Origin of the sequence: Aggregicoccus sp. 17bor-14 (assembly GCF_009659535.1) — a bacterium.
GTDB lineage: Bacteria > Myxococcota > Myxococcia > Myxococcales > Myxococcaceae > Aggregicoccus.
The window spans coordinates 65,822-81,668 of sequence record NZ_VJZZ01000003.1; the positions used below are offsets into that span (position 1 = coordinate 65,822).

Consider the following 15,847-nt stretch of genomic DNA (forward strand, 5'->3'; position numbering starts at 1 on the left):
TGCTACTCCTCGCCCAGGGCGGCGCTGCGCAGCGCTTCGGCCACGCCTGCGTTGTCGGGGTTGATGGTGAGCGCCTTCTCCCAGGCCTCGCGCGCGAGCCGCGTCTTGCCCAGCTTCAGGTACAGCGAGCCCTTCATGGACAGCAGGCGCGCGTCGTTCGGGTAGTCGTTCTCCAGGTTCACCAGCTCGATGAGCCCGAGCTCGTAGCGGCGCGCCGCGTACATCTCGCTCACCTTGGCGATGCCGCCCAGGTAGCTGCGCTTGCGGGCCGCCGCGCGCGCGTCCAGCGCCGCCGGCGCGGAGCCCGCGGCCTTGGCGTCGCCCTTCGCGACCGGGGCCTTGTCGCCCTTGTCGCTCTTCTCGGCCTTGTCACCCTTCTGCGCGAGGGCGTCCGAGAGCATCTCCTCGTCCGCGGCGGTGAGCTGCTCGGCGGGGCCGCCCATGCCGGCGAGCGGCACGCGCACCTCGTAGCCGCCGCTGGCCTCGGGCAGCTCCATCTCCCACACGCGGCCCGCCTCGGCCATGCGGATGACGTACTTGCCGGGCGCCGGGGCGGCGGCGGTGCCCGCGCCAGAGGCCGCGCCTGCGCCAGCGGCCGCGCTCGCGGCGCCGGGGCGGGCGGGGGACGTGGGCGCCGCGGGCTGCGCGGCCTGGCGGCGCATCTCCGCGGGGATGACCAGCGTCTTGGAGGGGCTGCTGGCGCAGCCCGCGAGCGACAGCAGCGCGAGCGCGCCCAGGGCGCGGCGCTTCGTGAAGGTCACCATACGAGTGCAACTCCCGCCTGCGGAACGATGCCGCCGACCTTGTAGGAGCCCGTGTCGCGCTCCACCTTGAAGGGGATGAGGTAGTGGACGCTGGCCTGCAGGGTGAAGCGGTGCGTGAGGGTGCACTCGGCCTGCGGCCCGAAGAAGGGCGAGTTGTTCTCCTTGCCCGTGATCAGCGCGCCCGCCGAGCCACCGAGGAAGCACTGCACCTTGTAGATGTTGTCCTCGGTGAGCCGCGAGAGCATCGTGGCCGCCAGCGTGAGGCCGGCCATGCGGGCCGGGTTGATGAGCCCGCCCACGGTGACGCCCGCGCGCCAGTTGCGCTCCTCGCCGAAGGCCTCGGTGAAGCGCGCCGCCACATAGGCCGCGCCGAAGGAGCCGTCCGGGTGCTCGGAGACGGGCACGTACGCGGCGCCGGTCTGCAGGGAGTACTTCCACTGCGGGCGCGCGTTCACCCGGTCCTCGAGGTCCTTGAGCTTCGCCTCGCGCGTCTGCACGCGGTCCGCGGTGCGGTAGAGCATCGCGGTGTAGGGGTGCACGCGGTAGCCCTCGGCGAAGGCGACCGTGGCGTCGCTCGCGCGCACCATCTCCACGTCGAGCGCGAGCGAGTTGGGGGCGGTGTTGAGCGTGAGGTTGGCCTGCAAGAGCATCTGCGCGCTGTACTTGTCCGCGAGCTGCGACAGCTCCTCCTTGCGGGTGACGCCGCGCTGCACCACCCACTGCCCGTCCTTCACCTCGCCGCGCGTGGCGTAGCACTCGAAGCAGCGCACCACGGCCACGTTGGCCGCGCGGTACACCGCGGCGACCAGCCGGGCCTCGAGGATGGCGGCGAACTCCGGGTTCATGTTGTCCGAGACGCGGATGCGCTCGAGCAGGATGGGCGAGACGCGCGCGGCGCCCATGCGGGCGATGTCCGCGGCGAACTCGTCCAGCATCTCGTCCAGCGCGTCGTTCGCGTCCACGGTGCTGCCGGGAGCGACGAGGCGCCCGTCCTTCGCGAGCGGCTTCGGGGGCGGCGCCTTCTTGCGGTAGATGCTCGCGTTCGCGGGCATCTCCTCGGTGGCGTCGCTGGACGCGGTGGGGCTCTGGGCCTGCGCCGTCAGCGCGCACAGCAGCGCGGGCAGCAGCAGGAGGTGGGGGACTTCACGGCGCATGCGTGACCTCGGTTCCCGCGCCGGCAGCGGGGGTTGCGACAGGGGGAGACCCGGCGGCCCCGGCGGGGGTCGGCGGGCTGAAGCCGTCTCCCGGCGTGCCATCGGGCCGGGGAAGGGAGAGCAGCGAGTAGGGCTCGGGCCAGGGCACGGTGACGGCCGGAGGCGCCACCGCCTCGCGCGGCGCGCCCACCGCCACCTCGCCCACGCTCACGTAGGCGGGCGCGCGGCGGCCCTTCGCGCCCGGCTCCGCCGGACGGTCCGCGAGCGCCGCGTAGAGCGGGATGAAGCTGCGCGCGTTGCGCGAGTGCACCCCCTCCTCCAGCGTCTTGAGGCGCGCGCCCAGCACGGGCTGCCAGCCGGGGCCGGTGAGCCGCGCGCTCGCGAGCACCAGGGCCTGCGCCACCTGCATCGCCACCGCGTCCACCTCGGCCTGCTGGCGGGGGCTCACGCCGGGCGCTGCGCGCAGCGCGAGCAGCGCCGTCACGCTGCGCTCGAGCCGGGGGCGGTCCTCCTGCTGCAGCGAGAGCTCCGCCTGCAGCGCGAAGCCGCGCGCCTGCGCGAGCGCGTCCTTCTGGCGCAGCAGCTCGGCCGCCACCTCCTCGGCGCCGCGCGCGTTGCCCACCGCGAGCGCGCGCCCGCCCAGCGTCACCAGCCGCTGCAGGCGCGCGGAGGTGGGCCCCAGCGCCGCGAGCAGCGCGAGGTCGTCCGCATCCAGGCTGGAGCGCGCGAGCGCCTCGAGCGCGAGCCCGCGCAGGCCCTCGAGCGCGGGGCTGGCCGGGGCGCTGGCGCTGGAGCCGGCGGCACTGGAGGGCGCGGGCTTCGGGGCCTCGGTGATGAGCGCGCGCTGCAGCAGGCTGCGCAGCGCCTCGCGGTTGCCCAGGGCCTCGTAGGCGAGCGCGCGGCGCAGGAGCAGATCCTCGCGCAGCTGCGCCGCGTCCTCCGGCGAGCCCGCGAAGGCGGGCTCGTCCCCGCCTTGCGCGGCGAGGCGCAGGAGCGGCAGCCACTTGCCGCCGGCCGCGAGCGTCGCGGCGGCGCGCTCGTGCACCAGCAGCCGGACGGGCGCGAGCGCGGGCGCGTCCACCAGCGCGAGGTAGCGCTCGGCCGGGTCCAGCCCCAGCTCCAGGCGCATCAGCTGGGCCCACGCGGCGAGCTCCGCGTGCAGGCTCGCGGGGGCGACCGTCTGGGCGGCCTGCAGGGCCAGCTCGCGCTCCCCGCGCGAGAGCAGCCGCACGCTGCGGTGATAGCCCAGCCGGGCACCGGCCTCCGCGGGCAGCGCGCGCTGCAGCTTCGCGAGCTCGGCGGCGCCCAGCTGCGCGAGCTCGTCCCCCGCGGCGACCGGGGAGCCGCAGCTCCAGGGGCGCACGCCCACGTCCGTGGCCTCGTCCGACCAGCGCTCGTCCTCGAGCGGCCAGCGCAGCAGCGGGCCCTGGGCGGCGAGCGCCGAGGTGCGGCGGAAGAAGGTGGGGTCGAGCAGGTCGCGCCACAGGGTCTGGGAGCGGGCGGCGCCCGCCCCCAGGCGCGCGCGGCGCTGGGCCTCGAGCCTCAGCAGGCTGCGCGCGGTGGGCGCGCGCAGCTCCTGCGCCGCGAGCGGCGGCAGGGGCTCGCACTGCGCCAGGCGCACCACGTCGCCGTAGAGCGCCTGGGCCTCGCTCTCGGCCTCGCTCTCCGGGTGCTCGGAGAGCAGCAGCACGAGCGCGTGGAGATCCCGCTCGCCGAAGGCGCGGTCGTACTGCGCGGGCCCTGCGGCCAGCGCGGCGAGGAGCACTGCGTGGATCACAGCTGGAACCCGAGCGAGAAGGCCGGCAGCACCCCGAGCGCCACCGAGCTGCGGCTGCGCTTCTCCAGCGAGCCGACGAAGGGCACGTCCACCTGCAGGAACATCGTGCGGGTGCGCACCAGCAGGCCGGGCCCGAGCGCGAGCGTGGGGTTGGTGGCGCGGTCGGTGAAGGTGAGGCCCAGGTGCCCTGCGAGCTGCAGGTCGAAGTGCACCAGGTTCGTGAGCTCGCTGCCGCCCAGCAGCGCCTTGCCGTAGCCCACGCTCTGACGCCAGCCGGCGGCCGCGAGGAAGACGGGCTTGTGGGCGTCCGGCACCAGTCCCGTGCGCTCGAAGACCTCGCTGCCCGCACCCGTGAGCGAGGAGAAGAAGAGCGCGAGCCTCAGCTCGGGGCCGCCCGACTCGTGCGGGTAGTAGGACGCGGTCGCCGTGAGCCCCGGGCTGCGGTAGTAGTCGCCGCGCGCGAGGTAGGTGGGGCCGACGGTGAAGAGCGCGTGGTGCTCCTTGAGCAGGCGGCGGCGCTCCACCTTCACCGGCACCCCGTCCGCCCCGGGGGGCACCGCGGGCGGCGGAGGGAGGCTCGCCGTGGACGCGAGCACGGGGGCAGGTGCAGCGGCAGCCGGGGCCACGGCGCCGGAGCCCGCGGGACCCGCAGCGGCCGTCTCCGCCGGGGCCGCCGTCGGTGCCGCAGCGGCAGCGGCTGCGGCTGCGGTGGGCGCGGAGGTCTGCGCGGCCGCGTCGGGAGACGCCACCGTGGGCTCGCTCGAGGACGCCGCGGTCGCGGCAGGAGCGGCCGCGGGCGCTGCCGCCGGGGCCTCGGCGCCGGGTGCCGCCTCGGCCGCCGGGCTCGCGGGAGCCGCGGCGTCGGAGGGCGCGGGGGCGCGGGGCGCCGTGGGCGCGGCCGCCTCCGGCGGAGGGCCCGCGGGCGGAGCGGAGGGCGCGGTCGGCACCGAGCCGAGCGCGAGCAGTGCGAGGAAGAGCGCGCTCATGTGGAGGTCTTCAGCATGCAGCCGGAGGTGGTGTTCCAGATGGCGGCGTCGCCATCCGGCGGCTCGTAGGTGCGCTCGCAGTTCGCGTGGCACACCTCGATCTCGTAGCGCGCGGCGGCCTCCTGGAGGGAGCCGTGCGGGGCGGGGAGGCTGGAGGTGGCGGCGGCCGCGAGCGACACGCGCGGCGGCGAGGCGGGGCTCACCTTCACCGCCTTGGGACCGAAGGTGAAGTTCAGGCCCGTCACCTGCCCCGCGCTGCTGCACACCTTGAACTCGCGCGCGGTGCTGAGCTCGCTCGCGCTGAAGACCGGGAAGCCCTCGAGCGGCGGCTGCTGCATCAGGTCGAAGGGGAGCTGCGCACGCGCCACGCGCTCGAGCGGCGAGGTGAGCGCCGCGTCCGCCGAGTAGGTCCACGTCTCCGAGACGTCGAAGGGGAGGCTCGTGCCCGCCCCCGCCTGCAGCGTGAGCGCCCAGACCAGCGGCTGGGTGGCGCTGCTGCGCAGCGTGCGCAAGTCGCCCGCGAGCCCGGTGGGCAGCGGGAGCGCCAGGTTGTTGAAGTACACGAGCACCGGCCGCACGCGCCCCGCGCCGTAGCGCGCCTGGGCCGCGGCAATGGCACGGTTGTAGGCCAGCAGGTCGAGGCGCTGGGTGCCGGGCTGCGCGCTGCAGTCGGGCGAGAGCTCCTGGGCGGCCAGCTCCTGCCCCTCGCGACCCGCGGGCAGCATCAGCGTGCGCAGCGCGCTCGTGAGCTGCTGGTGCACGCGCGCGCACTCGGCGGAGTCCGCCAGGTAGAGGTCGAAGATGAGGCCGTACACCACCGGTGCGGGGGTCACCTTCAGGCTGTGCGTGCGCTGCAGGCGCTCGAGCTCCGCCGGGTGCGGGTCCACGAAGCGCCCCTCGCAGCCCGGCCCGAGCAGCAGTCCGAGCGCGCAGAGGATCAGAGGCCGGAGAGGTGGGAACGCGAGCACAAGGCCGTATACCCCGAACTCCCGGTGCCAGCGCAAGGGGGGTACAAATCTCTACTCGCAGTGCGTGTGAGTCTCACGGCTAGGCGGCGATGTGCGCTGCCACTAGGCTGTTCACCCATGAACTTCGACTTCTCCGGGGTGCTGCACGGCGTGCTGCTGGGCGCCGGCCTCTACCTCTTCCTGCGCTGCGTGGTGGGCGGCTTCTTCACGGTGGACCAGAACGAGCGCGCGGTGAAGACCGCCTTCGGGCGCGCCGAGCGGCTGGGGCCCGGGCTCACCAACCGCACCGGCCCCCTGAGCGAGGGGCTCGCCCGCACGGACGAGGAGCGCTACGACTACCCGCGCCTGCGCGTGATCCCCCCCGGCGGCCCCTACTTCAAGTGGCCCTGGGAGAAGGTGCACAAGGTGAGCGTGGCCACCCGCACGCTCAACATGGCGCAGGACCCGGAGAGCCCGCGCGCGAACCAGGGCGGCAAGGTGCTGGAGGCGGTCACCAAGGACCAGCTCAACACCGGCCTCACCGGGCAGATCCGCTACCGCGTGAGCGAGAAGAACCTGTACGCGTTCCTCTTCGGCGTGAAGCAGCCCATCGTCCACACCATGGCCTACTTCGTGTCCATCCTGCGCGAGCGCATCGCCAACTTCGAGGCGCCCCCGCACTCGCCGGACGAGCAGCGCGCGAGCCAGCCCGCCGAGGCCGCGGTGGTGAGCGGCGTCTCCATCAACGACCTGCGCAAGAACATGCGCGACCTCAACGAGCACATGGACCGCGAGTGCAAGGGCAGCGAGGCGCGCTACGGCATCGTGCTGGACGCGAGCCTCATCACCAGCATCGACCCGCCCAACGAGGTGGAGAGCGCGCTCGCCGCCATCAACACGGCGCACAACCACGTGAGCAGCGAGGTGAGCCTCGCGCAGGCCAGCGCGGACCAGAAGATCGTCCAGTCGCGGCGCGCGGTGGAGATCGAGACCCTGCGCGCGCAGACGGAGGTCGAGCCGCTGGTGGCGCTCTCCAGCGAGCTCGCGCTGCTCAAGCGCAGCGGGCCCGCGGCGCTCGCCGGCTACGTGCGCAACATTCGTCTGGGGCTCTACTCGAAGGCGCAGCAGGTGGTGCTGGGGGTGAAGAATGGCTGAGACGCTCTTCGGGATGGTGCTGGGCTTCGTCGCCACCGCCATCGGGTTGCCGGTGTTCTTCACGCTGCTCAAAATGCTCGGCTTCTACACGGTGGTGGAGGAGCGCACCTGCCGCGTGTACGTGCTCTTCGGCAGCGTGGTGGCGGAGCTGCGCGAGCCGGGCCTCAACTTCCTCTGGCCCAAGCTGGGCTGGCGCGCGCTCATCGTGCACTGGGTGGGCCGCGTGCACGTGGTGGACCTGCGCCTGGACCAGCAGTACCTGCGCAGCCTCGCGGTCAACAGCGAGGAGGGCGCGCCCATGGGCATCGGGGTCTGGTACGAGATGTACGTCAGCGACCCGGTGCGCTTCCTCTTCGAGAACGCGGACCCACGCGGCAGCCTCGCGGCCAACGTGAGCAACGCCACGGTGCGCAGCCTCAGCAACATGAAGCTCTCGGACATGCTGGAGAGCCGGCACACCATGAGCCGCACCGTGCGCGCCGAGGTCAGCCCGCAGAGCCACGCCTGGGGCTACAAGCTGGGCAGCGTGTACATCCGCAAGGTGCACTTCCGCGACACGGAGATGATCCGGCAGATCGAGGAGAAGGTGGTGAACCGGCTGCGCCAGGTGACCAGCGCCATCCGCCAGGACGGCGCGAACCAGGTGAGCATCATCACCAGCACCGCGGACCGGCAGGCGGCGGTGGAGTTCGCCAAGGCGGCCGCCCTGCGCCCGCAGATCGTGGGCGCGGCGCTGCGGCGCATCGGGGAGGACCCCGAGGTGCTGAACGTGATGTTCGAGGTGCTCGAGCTGCAGCGGCTGATGGCGAGCAACGCCGCCGTGACGCTGGTGCCCCAGGAGCCCACGGGCGGCGGGCTCATCGGCCAGCTGCTCGCGGCGCGCGGGGTGCCCGAGCCGGTGAAGGGGCGCTAAGCCCCCGGACAAAGTTTGTGTCCACCCCCAGGACGGACTCGCTGCGGGTGGACGGGGCAGAGCAGGAGCGGCTGCGAGGCATCGGCCACTCCTCGGGGGCATAGGACAAACAGCCCGTGTTTCTCGCGCAGCGGCCCGTCGCGCGCGTGTCCGTGGAGCCCTGCCCTCCGCCGAAGTCCCCGCCTCGCGGCCACCGCACGGGCGTCCTCGGCCAAGCCGCAGGCGCACCTCGGGACTCGAGCGCCCCCGTTGCGCCCGGCCAGCCCACCTGCACTCCACCGCGTCTGCGCGCGGCCCTACTCCCACCCCGGCGGTCCCTGCGCGGCCGCCAGCGGCGGCACCCCCGTCGCCTCGCCCACGTGAGCGAGGATGGCCCGGACGACGGGTGGGTCCGCCAGGTACGACAGCACCCGGCGCTTGCCCCCGCAGCGGGTGCAGAGGAAGACGTCCAGGGCGAAGGTGCGCTGCAGCAGCCCCGCCCAGTCCAAGCGCGGAGCGCGCTCCCGCCGGGCGGCCTCCACCCGCGGGGCATGGACTGTCGGCGCAGTGAGCGCGGATGCTTCGGATAAGGGTACCGGGGTGACGCCCCTGCGCAGCTTCGACCCCGGTGCGAAGACGCCGTGGAAGCGCACCAGGTTGCTGCGGGGCGGCGGCACCAGGGCCGCGAGCTTGCGTAGGAGCTCGAGCCCGGTGAAGTGCAGGTGCGTGCGCCCGCCCGGCATTGCCCGCTTCATCCGGTAGGCAATTCGCCCATCTGCAAGGCGCTCGAAGCGCTCCAGGGCCAGCGGCCCCCCGGGCGCCGTAGCGGCAGAGACGCTCCAGGCCCTCTCTGTCATGCGAGTGCAGGTGCGTGTTGGCGTGGAGACTGAAGCCTTCCTGGAAGGAGCAGCGCGGCTGCTGACGGGGCGGAGCGCGCACGTCCAAGCCCAGCAGCGCCAGCTGCCCGCGCAAGCTGTGGGCCCGGTAGCCCTCGAGCGCATCGTCCTCGGCTTCTCGTTCCAGCACCCCACGCGCGGCGAGGAGCGCCAGCACCCGGCGGCGCACCTGCGCGAGCAGTCGCTCGAGCTCCTCCTGCGAGGGCGCTGGCAACGGGACGAAGGCCGCCTCAGGCGAGAAGACCCCGTCCGGCAGCAGCGCGTGAAAGTGGGGCGTCAGCTGCAGCGCGCTGCCGAAGCGCTGCACGAAGGTGACGGCGCCCGTCTCCCTTGCGCGCACGCCCCGGCGCCGTGCGCGCCGGCGCTGCAGCGCGAAGACGGCGCGCAGGAAGAGTGCGAGCACCTCCGAGAGAAGCCGCGCGTCGCGCGCGAGCGCCAAGCGGACTGCGAAGGGAAAGGACAGCGTCCACTGCCGCCACGGCACGTGGGGTAGCACGCGCTCCACCAGGTGCGCCGCCGTCCCGTGCGCCCGCTTCGCGTTGCACGAGGGGCATACGCCGCGCCCCTTGCAACTGAAGGCCACGAGGAGCTCATCGTGACACGTGTCACAGCGCACGCGTGCGAAGCCGTTCGCCAGCTGACCGCAATCGAGATAGCGCGAGAAGTCGCGCGTCACGTAGCGCGGCAGGCCCCGGCCGACCGCGTCCGCCTCGGCCACGAGCGTGGCCAGGTTCTCCCGCACCGCGGCGTACAGCGGCGTGCCCTCCGGCTGCCTGCGCCGGTAGATGCGTGCGCCCCCCTCGCACGGTCTTGCTGCCCCCGCCTCGCCCATTCCGCTCCAGCCCCGAGCAGGACACTACGGGAGGCGGCCGACAGTGCACCTGGGCGCCCCCCCGCGGCGCCGCCCTCCCCGCAGCGAGTCCATGGGAGGGGGGACAATCCCTCTGTCCGGGGGCTCAGGCGCGCAGGGCCGGCCCGCACATCGAGTCCGCGAGCGCCTGCAAGAGCGCGCCGCCCTCCCCCGCCCACGCGCTGCCGTGCATGCACGCGAGCGTGCGCGGGTCCACCCGGGCGAGCCGCGCGAGCTGTCCCCGCGCCGTGTCCGAGTGGCTGAAGTAGTCCAGCGCGCCGCGAAAGGCCTCGCTGGGCCCCAGGATGTCGCCCTCGGTGAGCGGCGGGCACGCGGCGCCCCCGGGCTGGGTGAAGAGGTCTCCGCACAGGAGCGTGCGGGTGCTCGCCTCGAAGAGGTAGCCGCACTCCCAGCCGTGCGGCAGGTGCGGGGTGTCCAGCCAGGTCACGCTGTGGCGCCCCAGCGACAGGGTCTCGCCGTCCGCGAGCGCGCGCGGCGGCCGGTCCGCCATGTCCTCCAGGGAGGTGAGCGCCGCGACGCGCGAGCACACTGGCTGCGCCTGGGGCGCCACCGTGAGCAGCGCGTTGAGCGCTCCGCACTCGTCCGCCTCCACGTGGCTGACGCCCAGCCAGCGCAGGCGCTCGAGCGGGAGCACGCTCGCGATGGCGTCGCGCACCAGCGGGAAGAAGCGCCGGGGGCCGGTGTGGAAGAGCAGCGGCTCGTCGTCCACCACCAGGTACTGGTTGAAGCTGAAGCCCCCGGGCACCACCGAGGGCGGCAGGGGCGTGCTGATGCGGAAGATGCCGTCCGCCACCTCGTCCACCCGCGTGCCCATCTCCACGTTCACGACGCCCATGGCGCCCTCCTTGCGTCAGAGAGCCCGAGCCTGGGCACCGCGGCGCGCCCGGGCCCATGCCCCTGCGGGACGACGCGGCGGGGCTCGCCCGGCCGCAGGCACGCGGGGCGTGCGGCCGCCTCAGTGCGCCGCGGCCGCCGCCAGGACGAGGAGGTAGTTGAGCCCCACGCCCACCGAGAGGTGCAGGGGGCTGCCGCGCGAGGAGCCCACGGCGAAGTTCAGGTGGCCCAGCGGCCCCAGCGCGAGCTTCACGCCTCCCTCCACCCCGGCGTCGAAGAAGCCGCTCTCGCCGTAGCCGCGGCTCCCCCACCCCGCCTGCACGTTCGCGTAGGGCACGAGCCAGTCGGTGGCGAAGTGCTGGTAGCCCACGAAGCCGGTGAGCTCGGTGGGGTTGGGCGTCAGCGCCCACTGCACCCCGAAGTTGAGCCGCCGCGAGCGGGCCCACATCGGCTGGATGTTCAGGGCGAGCACCGCGCCGGGGCCGTGCGCCTCGCTCGCGCGGTACCACCAGAGGACCTCGGCGTCCGGGTGGTCGATGGAGAGCACGTCGCGGCGCAGCTGGTGCGCCGTGGCGAGGTCCGCAGGCGTGGCGCGCGCCTCGTGCAGGCGGGCCAGGGGCGCATACGCGCCGCTCCACCCCTCCTGCTTCGCGCGCTCGAGCGGCGGCTCGGCCGCATCCAGCTGCCCGTCCTCCAGCAGCAGCTCGCCCTGCTCCACGCAGTCCGTCACCAGGCCCGCGCCGCAGCCGCGGCCCAGCGCCTCGACCGCCTGCGGGCGCTCGCCGCGGGCGAGGTGCTGCGTCGCCTCGAAGCGGCAGAGCCCCGCGTTGCCCTCCGCGCAGGTGCTCGGCGGCGGGCGCGTGGGCACCGTGGCGCAGCCGGCGCAGAGCAAGGAGGCGAGGAGCGCGGGGAGGAGCAGACGCATGCGCCTGCGCAGCCTAGCGCGGGGAGCCCTCGCGTGCTCGCGGGTGCAAGCGGACCCACTGTCCCCTCTCCCCCTGGGAGAGGGACGGGGTGAGGGATGTGCGACTCCGAGCCTCGAGCCTCGAGCCTCGTACGCTCAGGGCGGATGGCGACCCGGTCCTGCTCCCCGCGAGCGCCCTACGCCTGACGCTCGCAGTCGCGCGGCCCCTCGAAGGTCCACGTGGTCTGCAGGAGGAGGCTGAAGGCGCCGAGCACCGCGGCCTCGCGCTCCTCGGGGCGCAGGGAGGGCGAGAGCCACAGCTGCAGGGGCTTCTGCGTCTGCACCACGCCCACCACCTCGCCCCCGCGCAAGAGCTGGAAGCCGGGGTACGGCACGCTCGCCACGCCCTGCGTGTCGTAGCCCAGGCTCTCCGCGCTCAGGTGCACCGCGCCCACCGTCACCTGCCCCTCCACGCGCTCCGTCCCGACCCACGCGCTGCCGGGAGCCGGCTGGAGGTCCACCTGGCCCGCGCCGCCCCTCACGCGGCAGCTCACGCGGTTCTGCGCCGTGCCCATCGTCAGCTCGCCGTGGAACGCCGCGAGCTGCACCTGCTGCCCGGTCATCTGCTCGCGGCACTCCACCTCGAGTGGCGCCGCGCGCCCGGCCGAGGCGAGCGCGAAGCGGTACTCGCGCTCGGTGTGGCACAGCTGCGCGTCGCCCACCCCGAGGCGATTCGTCGTCGCGCCGTCCTCGTCGAAAGCGGCCTCGTACTCACCGGCCTTCAGGGTGCCGCGGGTGGAGAGCAGGTGGCGGTACTTCTTCTCCACCTTGAGGGGGGCCGCATCGCGTGCGAGCGGCTCGGGCACCTCGAGCCGCACGGGCGCACAGCCCGCCATGGCCATCATCCCCACCAGCACTGCGCACAGCCGCTTCGCATCCATGTCCGGCTCCCCTTCCGTGGGTTTCAGGAGGAAGACCGGACGGGGCGCAGAAAATGGGAACCGCCCTACCGCAGCCCCTCCTGCACCAGCCCGCGGCGCATCAGGTCGGCCATCTGCCCGCCGTCGTGCGCCACCACCTGGTGCACTTGGGGCGCGGTGCGCAGCAGGGTGTGCAGCTCGCGCAGCTCGCGCGCCATCGCGTCCGCGTCCTCCTGGCCGAGCCAGTTGGCGAGCCGCGGGTGCATCACCGGCTGCTCGATGTTCTCGCGCTGCCAGGCGACATCGCCCACCAGCAGGAACTCCTGGCCGCCCGCGAGCTGCACGTAGACGAGCTGGCTGCCGGGCGTGTGGCCCGGCGCCGCGATGAGCACCACGCCGGGCCGCAGCCGGTGCAGCCCCTGGTAGCGCAAGGGGGTGAAGTGCGCGCACACCTCGGGGGTGAACCCCGCCCGCTCCGCGTGGTGCCCCACCAGCTGCGCCTCCGTCAGCGCGACGTGCGGGGCGAGCTCGGCAAGGTAGGGCGAGTGGGCGATGCCCGAGGCGTGGTCGAAGTGCTCGTGCGTCACCGCCACCACGTCCGCCTTGCGCATCGCCTCCTGCATGCGCGCCCACGCGGCTGCGTCGAACTCCTTCACGGGGAGGTTCTCCGCGAAGGTCTTCTCGTCCGCCACCGCGTCCAGCACCGCCGTGCGCCCGTCCTCCCAGACGAGCTGATAGGTGAAGAACTCGAAGGTGACCGGCCCGAAGCCGCCGCCCGCCACCGCCAGCACCCGCGCGGGCAGCTCGCCGCTCGCCACCCGCTGGGCGCGCAGCTCCTTCGGCAGGGGCCCCTCGCCGCTGCGGGCGAGCGCGCGCACCGCCTCGAGGTCGAAGAAGGGCGGCGCGTCCTCGGGGATGGACTTCGCGGTCAGCCCCACTGCCAGGAAGAGGCCCAGCAGCACGAGCAGTCCCAGCACTCCCCACCCCAGGCGTTTCCAGATGCGCGATCGGCTCATGCGGGCGGAGATAGCACCGGGCCTCGGGACGGCACAGGAATGAAGCCTCTTCCCTCACCCCGACCCTCGCCCAGAGGGAGAGGGAGGACGCGGTCAGCTGCTCGCGCTCGTGTAGCGCCCGATGCTGCGCAGCCACACGCGGCGGCTGAGCCACGAGAAGGCCAGCGAGCCCACCACCGCCACCACCAGCGAGCGCGGCGGGAGCCGACCCAGCAGCGCCTGCGCCGGATAGGTGGTCATCAGCGCGAGCGGGATGACGAAGGTGAACACCACCGACAGCACCCCGCGGAACACGGTGGAGGGCCAGCGCGCCGCATCGAAGATGGAGGTGAAGAAGTAGGTCAGGTTGTCCACCTTCACCACGTAGAAGGCCGCGCTGATGGTGAGGATCCACAGGGAGTAGAGCAGCAGCACGCTCGCGCACAGCAGCACCAGCGACTCCAGGATGCCGAGCGCGGACGGCAGCCGCCCCAGCCGCGCGAACGCATACGCGAAGAGCCCCAGCGCCGCGACGCCGTTGATGGCGCGCCAGGGCAGGAAGCGCGAGGTGGAGACGAGGAACTGCGCGTCCGCGGGCTTGAGCAGCACGAAGTCCAGCGTGCCCTTGCGGATGTGCTCCACCACCCCCGCGAGCCCCGGGTTGATCGCGCCCTCGAGGATGCCCTGCAGCAGCGTGAACCAGCCGATGACCAGCAGCGCCTCGCCGAAGCTCCAGCCCGGGATGCTCTGCTCGCCGCGGTAGACCACGAAGAGCGGCGCGAGCGCCGTGCCCATCCAGAAGAGGCTGATGACGCCGTCGATGAGGAAGTCGCCGCGGTACTGCATGGCGAGCAGGCTGCTCGCGCGAAGCTGCACACCGAAGAGGCGGAGGTAGCGCTGCATCCGTCTAACCCCCGTACGCCGCGAAGCGCTTGAGCCCGCGGCGCCACAGCACTGTGCACAGCCCCGCCATCAGCGCCACCCACAGCCACTGCCGCGCGAGCAGCGCCGCCGACTCGCCGAACCCGTGCGCCCCGGTGAGCAGCTCCACCGGGAGCCCGATCTGGTAGCGGAAGGGCAGCCAGTCCGCGAGCACCCGCAGCGGCGTGGGGAACACCTCCAGCGGGTAGAGGTAGCCCGAGAGCACGAAGAAGAGCGCGAGCCACACGTCCATCACCTTGGTGCTGCTCTCCATGTAGAGCGCGAGCGTGCCGATGGCCACGTTGGCGAAGAAGGTGATGAGCCAGCCGCCCAGCAGCGCCACGAGGAAGAGCCCCCAGCCCCACGCGTGCGCGGGCACCGCCCTGCCCCCCACCGCGAAGACGCTGAAGAGCAGCACCGGCACCGCCACGATGAGCCGCAGCGGCACCGCCGCCAGGTTCTCCGCCGCGTAGGCCCACAGCGGGCTCACCGGGCGCAGGAGGCGCATCGCGAGCGTGCCCTGGCGCACCTCGAAGTTCATCTGCCACGCGGCCCAGGCGCCGGTGAGCTGGCGCACCACGAAGGTGGCGAGGAAGTAGCCCACGAAGTCCTTGCCGCCGAAGCGCCCCACCGGGCTCACCCGCGCCACCTCCGTCCACAGCGCCATCATCACGAAGGGCATGGTGGTGCTGAGCACCCAGATGAAGAGCTCGGCGCGGTAGGCCACCGCCTCGCTGAAGCCGATGCGCAGCATCGTCGGGAAGGCACGCACCGTGCTGCGCACGCTCATGCCACCTCCGCCGAGGACTCCGCCGGCGCTGCGAGCCGGGCCGCGCGGTTCTGGGAGAACAGCTCGCTCATCACCTCCTCGAGCGGGGCGTTCTCCACGGTGAGGTCCAGCACCGGCAGCTGCCCCAGGGCGCGCGCCACGGTGGCGTTCACCGCCTCCTGGGACACCTGCAGCACCGCCATGCCGGCCTCGTGCGTCACCACCTTGCCCAGGGGCGCGAGCGCGGCCGCGTCCACCTCGCGCTCGAGCCGCAGCACCACCCGCTTCTCCGGCCGCACGCGCTGGGCGAGCGCCTCCAGGCCGCCATCGTAGGAGAGCTGCCCCTTGTCGATGACGACCACCCGCGGGCACAGCGCCGCCACGTCGTCCATGTAGTGGCTGGTGAGGATGAGCGTCGCGCCGGTGCTCTCGTTGTAGGCCTTGATGAAGCGGCGCATCGTCACCTGCATGCTCACGTCCAGGCCGATGGTGGGCTCGTCCAGGAAGAGCACCTTGGGGCGGTGGATGAGGGCCGCCGCGAGCTCGCACTTCATGCGCTCGCCGAGGCTGAGCTGGCGGGTGGGCTTGCCGATGAGGTCTCCCAGCTCGAGCAGCCCCACCAGCTCGTCCACCGTGCGCCGGTACTGCGCCATGGGCACGTCGTAGATGGCGCGGTTGAGCTCGAAGGTCTCGCTGGGGGGCAGGTCCCAGAGCAGCTGCTGCTTCTGGCCCATCACCAGCATGATCTTCTTGAGGAAGGCGTCTTCGCGGTGGCGCGGCACGTGGCCGTCCACCCGCACCTCGCCCTCCGAGGGGTGCAGGAGCCCCGAGAGCACCTTGAGCGTGGTGGTCTTCCCGGCGCCGTTGGGCCCCAGGAAGCCCACCCGCTCGCCGGGGCGGATGTCGAAGCTGATGCCATCCACCGCCTTGACGGTGGTGTAGTCGCGGTGGACCAACGAGCGCAGGGCCGCCTTGAGGCCAGGCGGGCGCTTGTGGACCTGATAGTGCTTGCGCAGGCCTTTGACGGAGATCATGAGCGTGCGTGGGTTTAACGCGGTCGGC

General features: G+C 73.4%; 15 protein-coding genes and 1 pseudogene. 2 read left to right on the forward strand and 14 right to left on the reverse strand.

Annotated features, from left to right (window positions below):
- Positions 1-2: 2 nt before the first annotated feature.
- The 5 genes from FGE12_RS06755 to FGE12_RS06775 are packed head-to-tail and all read right to left on the reverse strand — an operon-like array spanning position 3 to position 5,568.
- Positions 3-764 (reverse strand): tetratricopeptide repeat protein, encoded by a 762-nt coding sequence (locus FGE12_RS06755; RefSeq protein ID WP_153865576.1) that lies wholly within the window; start codon positions 762-764, stop codon positions 3-5.
- Positions 758-1,918, reverse strand: a complete 1,161-nt coding sequence (locus tag FGE12_RS06760; RefSeq protein WP_153865577.1) for a hypothetical protein — start codon at positions 1,916-1,918, stop codon at positions 758-760. Before FGE12_RS06760 ends, FGE12_RS06755 begins: the two co-directional genes overlap by 7 nt.
- Positions 1,908-3,695, reverse strand: a complete 1,788-nt coding sequence (locus FGE12_RS06765) for a hypothetical protein (RefSeq protein WP_153865578.1) — start codon at positions 3,693-3,695, stop codon at positions 1,908-1,910. Before FGE12_RS06765 ends, FGE12_RS06760 begins: the two co-directional genes overlap by 11 nt.
- Positions 3,692-4,681, reverse strand: coding sequence for a hypothetical protein (locus FGE12_RS06770; protein WP_153865579.1), 990 nt, complete (start codon positions 4,679-4,681; stop codon positions 3,692-3,694). Before FGE12_RS06770 ends, FGE12_RS06765 begins: the two co-directional genes overlap by 4 nt.
- Entirely contained in the window at positions 4,678-5,568 is an 891-nt protein-coding gene (locus tag FGE12_RS06775; RefSeq protein WP_153865580.1) for a hypothetical protein, read from the reverse strand. Before FGE12_RS06775 ends, FGE12_RS06770 begins: the two co-directional genes overlap by 4 nt.
- Positions 5,569-5,766: 198 nt before the next feature.
- On the opposite strand from FGE12_RS06775, the gene FGE12_RS06780 reads away from it, so the two are divergent.
- Both FGE12_RS06780 and FGE12_RS06785 read left to right on the forward strand, forming a co-directional pair.
- Entirely contained in the window at positions 5,767-6,783 is a 1,017-nt protein-coding gene (locus FGE12_RS06780; RefSeq protein WP_153865581.1) for an SPFH domain-containing protein, read from the forward strand.
- Positions 6,776-7,696: an SPFH domain-containing protein gene (locus tag FGE12_RS06785; protein ID WP_153865582.1), complete on the forward strand. Its 921-nt coding sequence runs from the start codon at positions 6,776-6,778 to the stop codon at positions 7,694-7,696. Before FGE12_RS06780 ends, FGE12_RS06785 begins: the two co-directional genes overlap by 8 nt.
- A 296-nt stretch (positions 7,697-7,992) precedes the next feature.
- Here FGE12_RS06785 and FGE12_RS30640 read toward each other — a convergent pair whose 3' ends face one another.
- The 9 genes and pseudogenes from FGE12_RS30640 to FGE12_RS06830 form a co-directional block, all read right to left on the reverse strand.
- Positions 7,993-8,532 carry a transposase gene (locus FGE12_RS30640; protein ID WP_194797662.1) on the reverse strand — a complete coding sequence of 180 codons (540 nt, stop codon included), beginning with the start codon at positions 8,530-8,532 and terminating at the stop codon, positions 7,993-7,995.
- A 10-nt stretch (positions 8,533-8,542) separates the two neighbouring features.
- A pseudogene (locus FGE12_RS30645) lies at positions 8,543-9,403 on the reverse strand (transposase zinc-binding domain-containing protein); the annotation flags it as partial.
- 124 nt (positions 9,404-9,527) lie between these two features.
- Positions 9,528-10,277 carry an MBL fold metallo-hydrolase gene (locus tag FGE12_RS06800; RefSeq protein ID WP_153865584.1) on the reverse strand — a complete coding sequence of 250 codons (750 nt, stop codon included), beginning with the start codon at positions 10,275-10,277 and terminating at the stop codon, positions 9,528-9,530.
- Positions 10,278-10,397: 120 nt separating this feature from the next.
- A complete protein-coding gene (locus FGE12_RS06805) occupies positions 10,398-11,201 on the reverse strand; it encodes a hypothetical protein (protein ID WP_153865585.1) in 804 nt (267 codons plus the stop codon).
- Positions 11,202-11,377: 176 nt separating this feature from the next.
- A complete protein-coding gene (locus FGE12_RS06810; protein WP_153865586.1) occupies positions 11,378-12,121 on the reverse strand; it encodes a hypothetical protein in 744 nt (247 codons plus the stop codon).
- A gap of 65 nt (positions 12,122-12,186) precedes the next feature.
- Positions 12,187-13,077, reverse strand: coding sequence for an MBL fold metallo-hydrolase (locus FGE12_RS06815; protein ID WP_194797664.1), 891 nt, complete (start codon positions 13,075-13,077; stop codon positions 12,187-12,189).
- A 132-nt stretch (positions 13,078-13,209) separates the two neighbouring features.
- Positions 13,210-13,998 carry an ABC transporter permease gene (locus tag FGE12_RS06820; protein WP_153865588.1) on the reverse strand — a complete coding sequence of 263 codons (789 nt, stop codon included), beginning with the start codon at positions 13,996-13,998 and terminating at the stop codon, positions 13,210-13,212.
- Between the two features lie 4 nt (positions 13,999-14,002).
- A complete protein-coding gene (locus FGE12_RS06825; RefSeq protein WP_153865589.1) occupies positions 14,003-14,806 on the reverse strand; it encodes an ABC-2 family transporter protein in 804 nt (267 codons plus the stop codon).
- Positions 14,803-15,819: an ATP-binding cassette domain-containing protein gene (locus tag FGE12_RS06830; protein ID WP_153865590.1), complete on the reverse strand. Its 1,017-nt coding sequence runs from the start codon at positions 15,817-15,819 to the stop codon at positions 14,803-14,805. Before FGE12_RS06830 ends, FGE12_RS06825 begins: the two co-directional genes overlap by 4 nt.
- Between the last annotated feature and the right edge of the window lie 28 nt (positions 15,820-15,847).

What these genes read in the sequence shown, in the direction of transcription:
- FGE12_RS06755 (WP_153865576.1), bottom strand. Translation starts at nt 764, where the DNA reads ATGGTGACCTTCACGAAGCGCCGCGCCCTGGGCGCGCTCGCGCTGCTG.
- FGE12_RS06760 (WP_153865577.1), bottom strand. Translation starts at nt 1,918, where the DNA reads ATGCGCCGTGAAGTCCCCCACCTCCTGCTGCTGCCCGCGCTGCTGTGC.
- FGE12_RS06770 (WP_153865579.1), bottom strand. Translation starts at nt 4,681, where the DNA reads ATGAGCGCGCTCTTCCTCGCACTGCTCGCGCTCGGCTCGGTGCCGACC.
- FGE12_RS06780 (WP_153865581.1), top strand. Translation starts at nt 5,767, where the DNA reads ATGAACTTCGACTTCTCCGGGGTGCTGCACGGCGTGCTGCTGGGCGCC.
- FGE12_RS06785 (WP_153865582.1), top strand. Translation starts at nt 6,776, where the DNA reads ATGGCTGAGACGCTCTTCGGGATGGTGCTGGGCTTCGTCGCCACCGCC.
- FGE12_RS30640 (WP_194797662.1), bottom strand. Translation starts at nt 8,532, where the DNA reads ATGACAGAGAGGGCCTGGAGCGTCTCTGCCGCTACGGCGCCCGGGGGG.
- FGE12_RS06800 (WP_153865584.1), bottom strand. Translation starts at nt 10,277, where the DNA reads ATGGGCGTCGTGAACGTGGAGATGGGCACGCGGGTGGACGAGGTGGCG.
- FGE12_RS06805 (WP_153865585.1), bottom strand. Translation starts at nt 11,201, where the DNA reads ATGCGTCTGCTCCTCCCCGCGCTCCTCGCCTCCTTGCTCTGCGCCGGC.
- FGE12_RS06810 (WP_153865586.1), bottom strand. Translation starts at nt 12,121, where the DNA reads ATGGATGCGAAGCGGCTGTGCGCAGTGCTGGTGGGGATGATGGCCATG.
- FGE12_RS06820 (WP_153865588.1), bottom strand. Translation starts at nt 13,998, where the DNA reads ATGCAGCGCTACCTCCGCCTCTTCGGTGTGCAGCTTCGCGCGAGCAGC.
- FGE12_RS06825 (WP_153865589.1), bottom strand. Translation starts at nt 14,806, where the DNA reads ATGAGCGTGCGCAGCACGGTGCGTGCCTTCCCGACGATGCTGCGCATC.
- FGE12_RS06830 (WP_153865590.1), bottom strand. Translation starts at nt 15,819, where the DNA reads ATGATCTCCGTCAAAGGCCTGCGCAAGCACTATCAGGTCCACAAGCGC.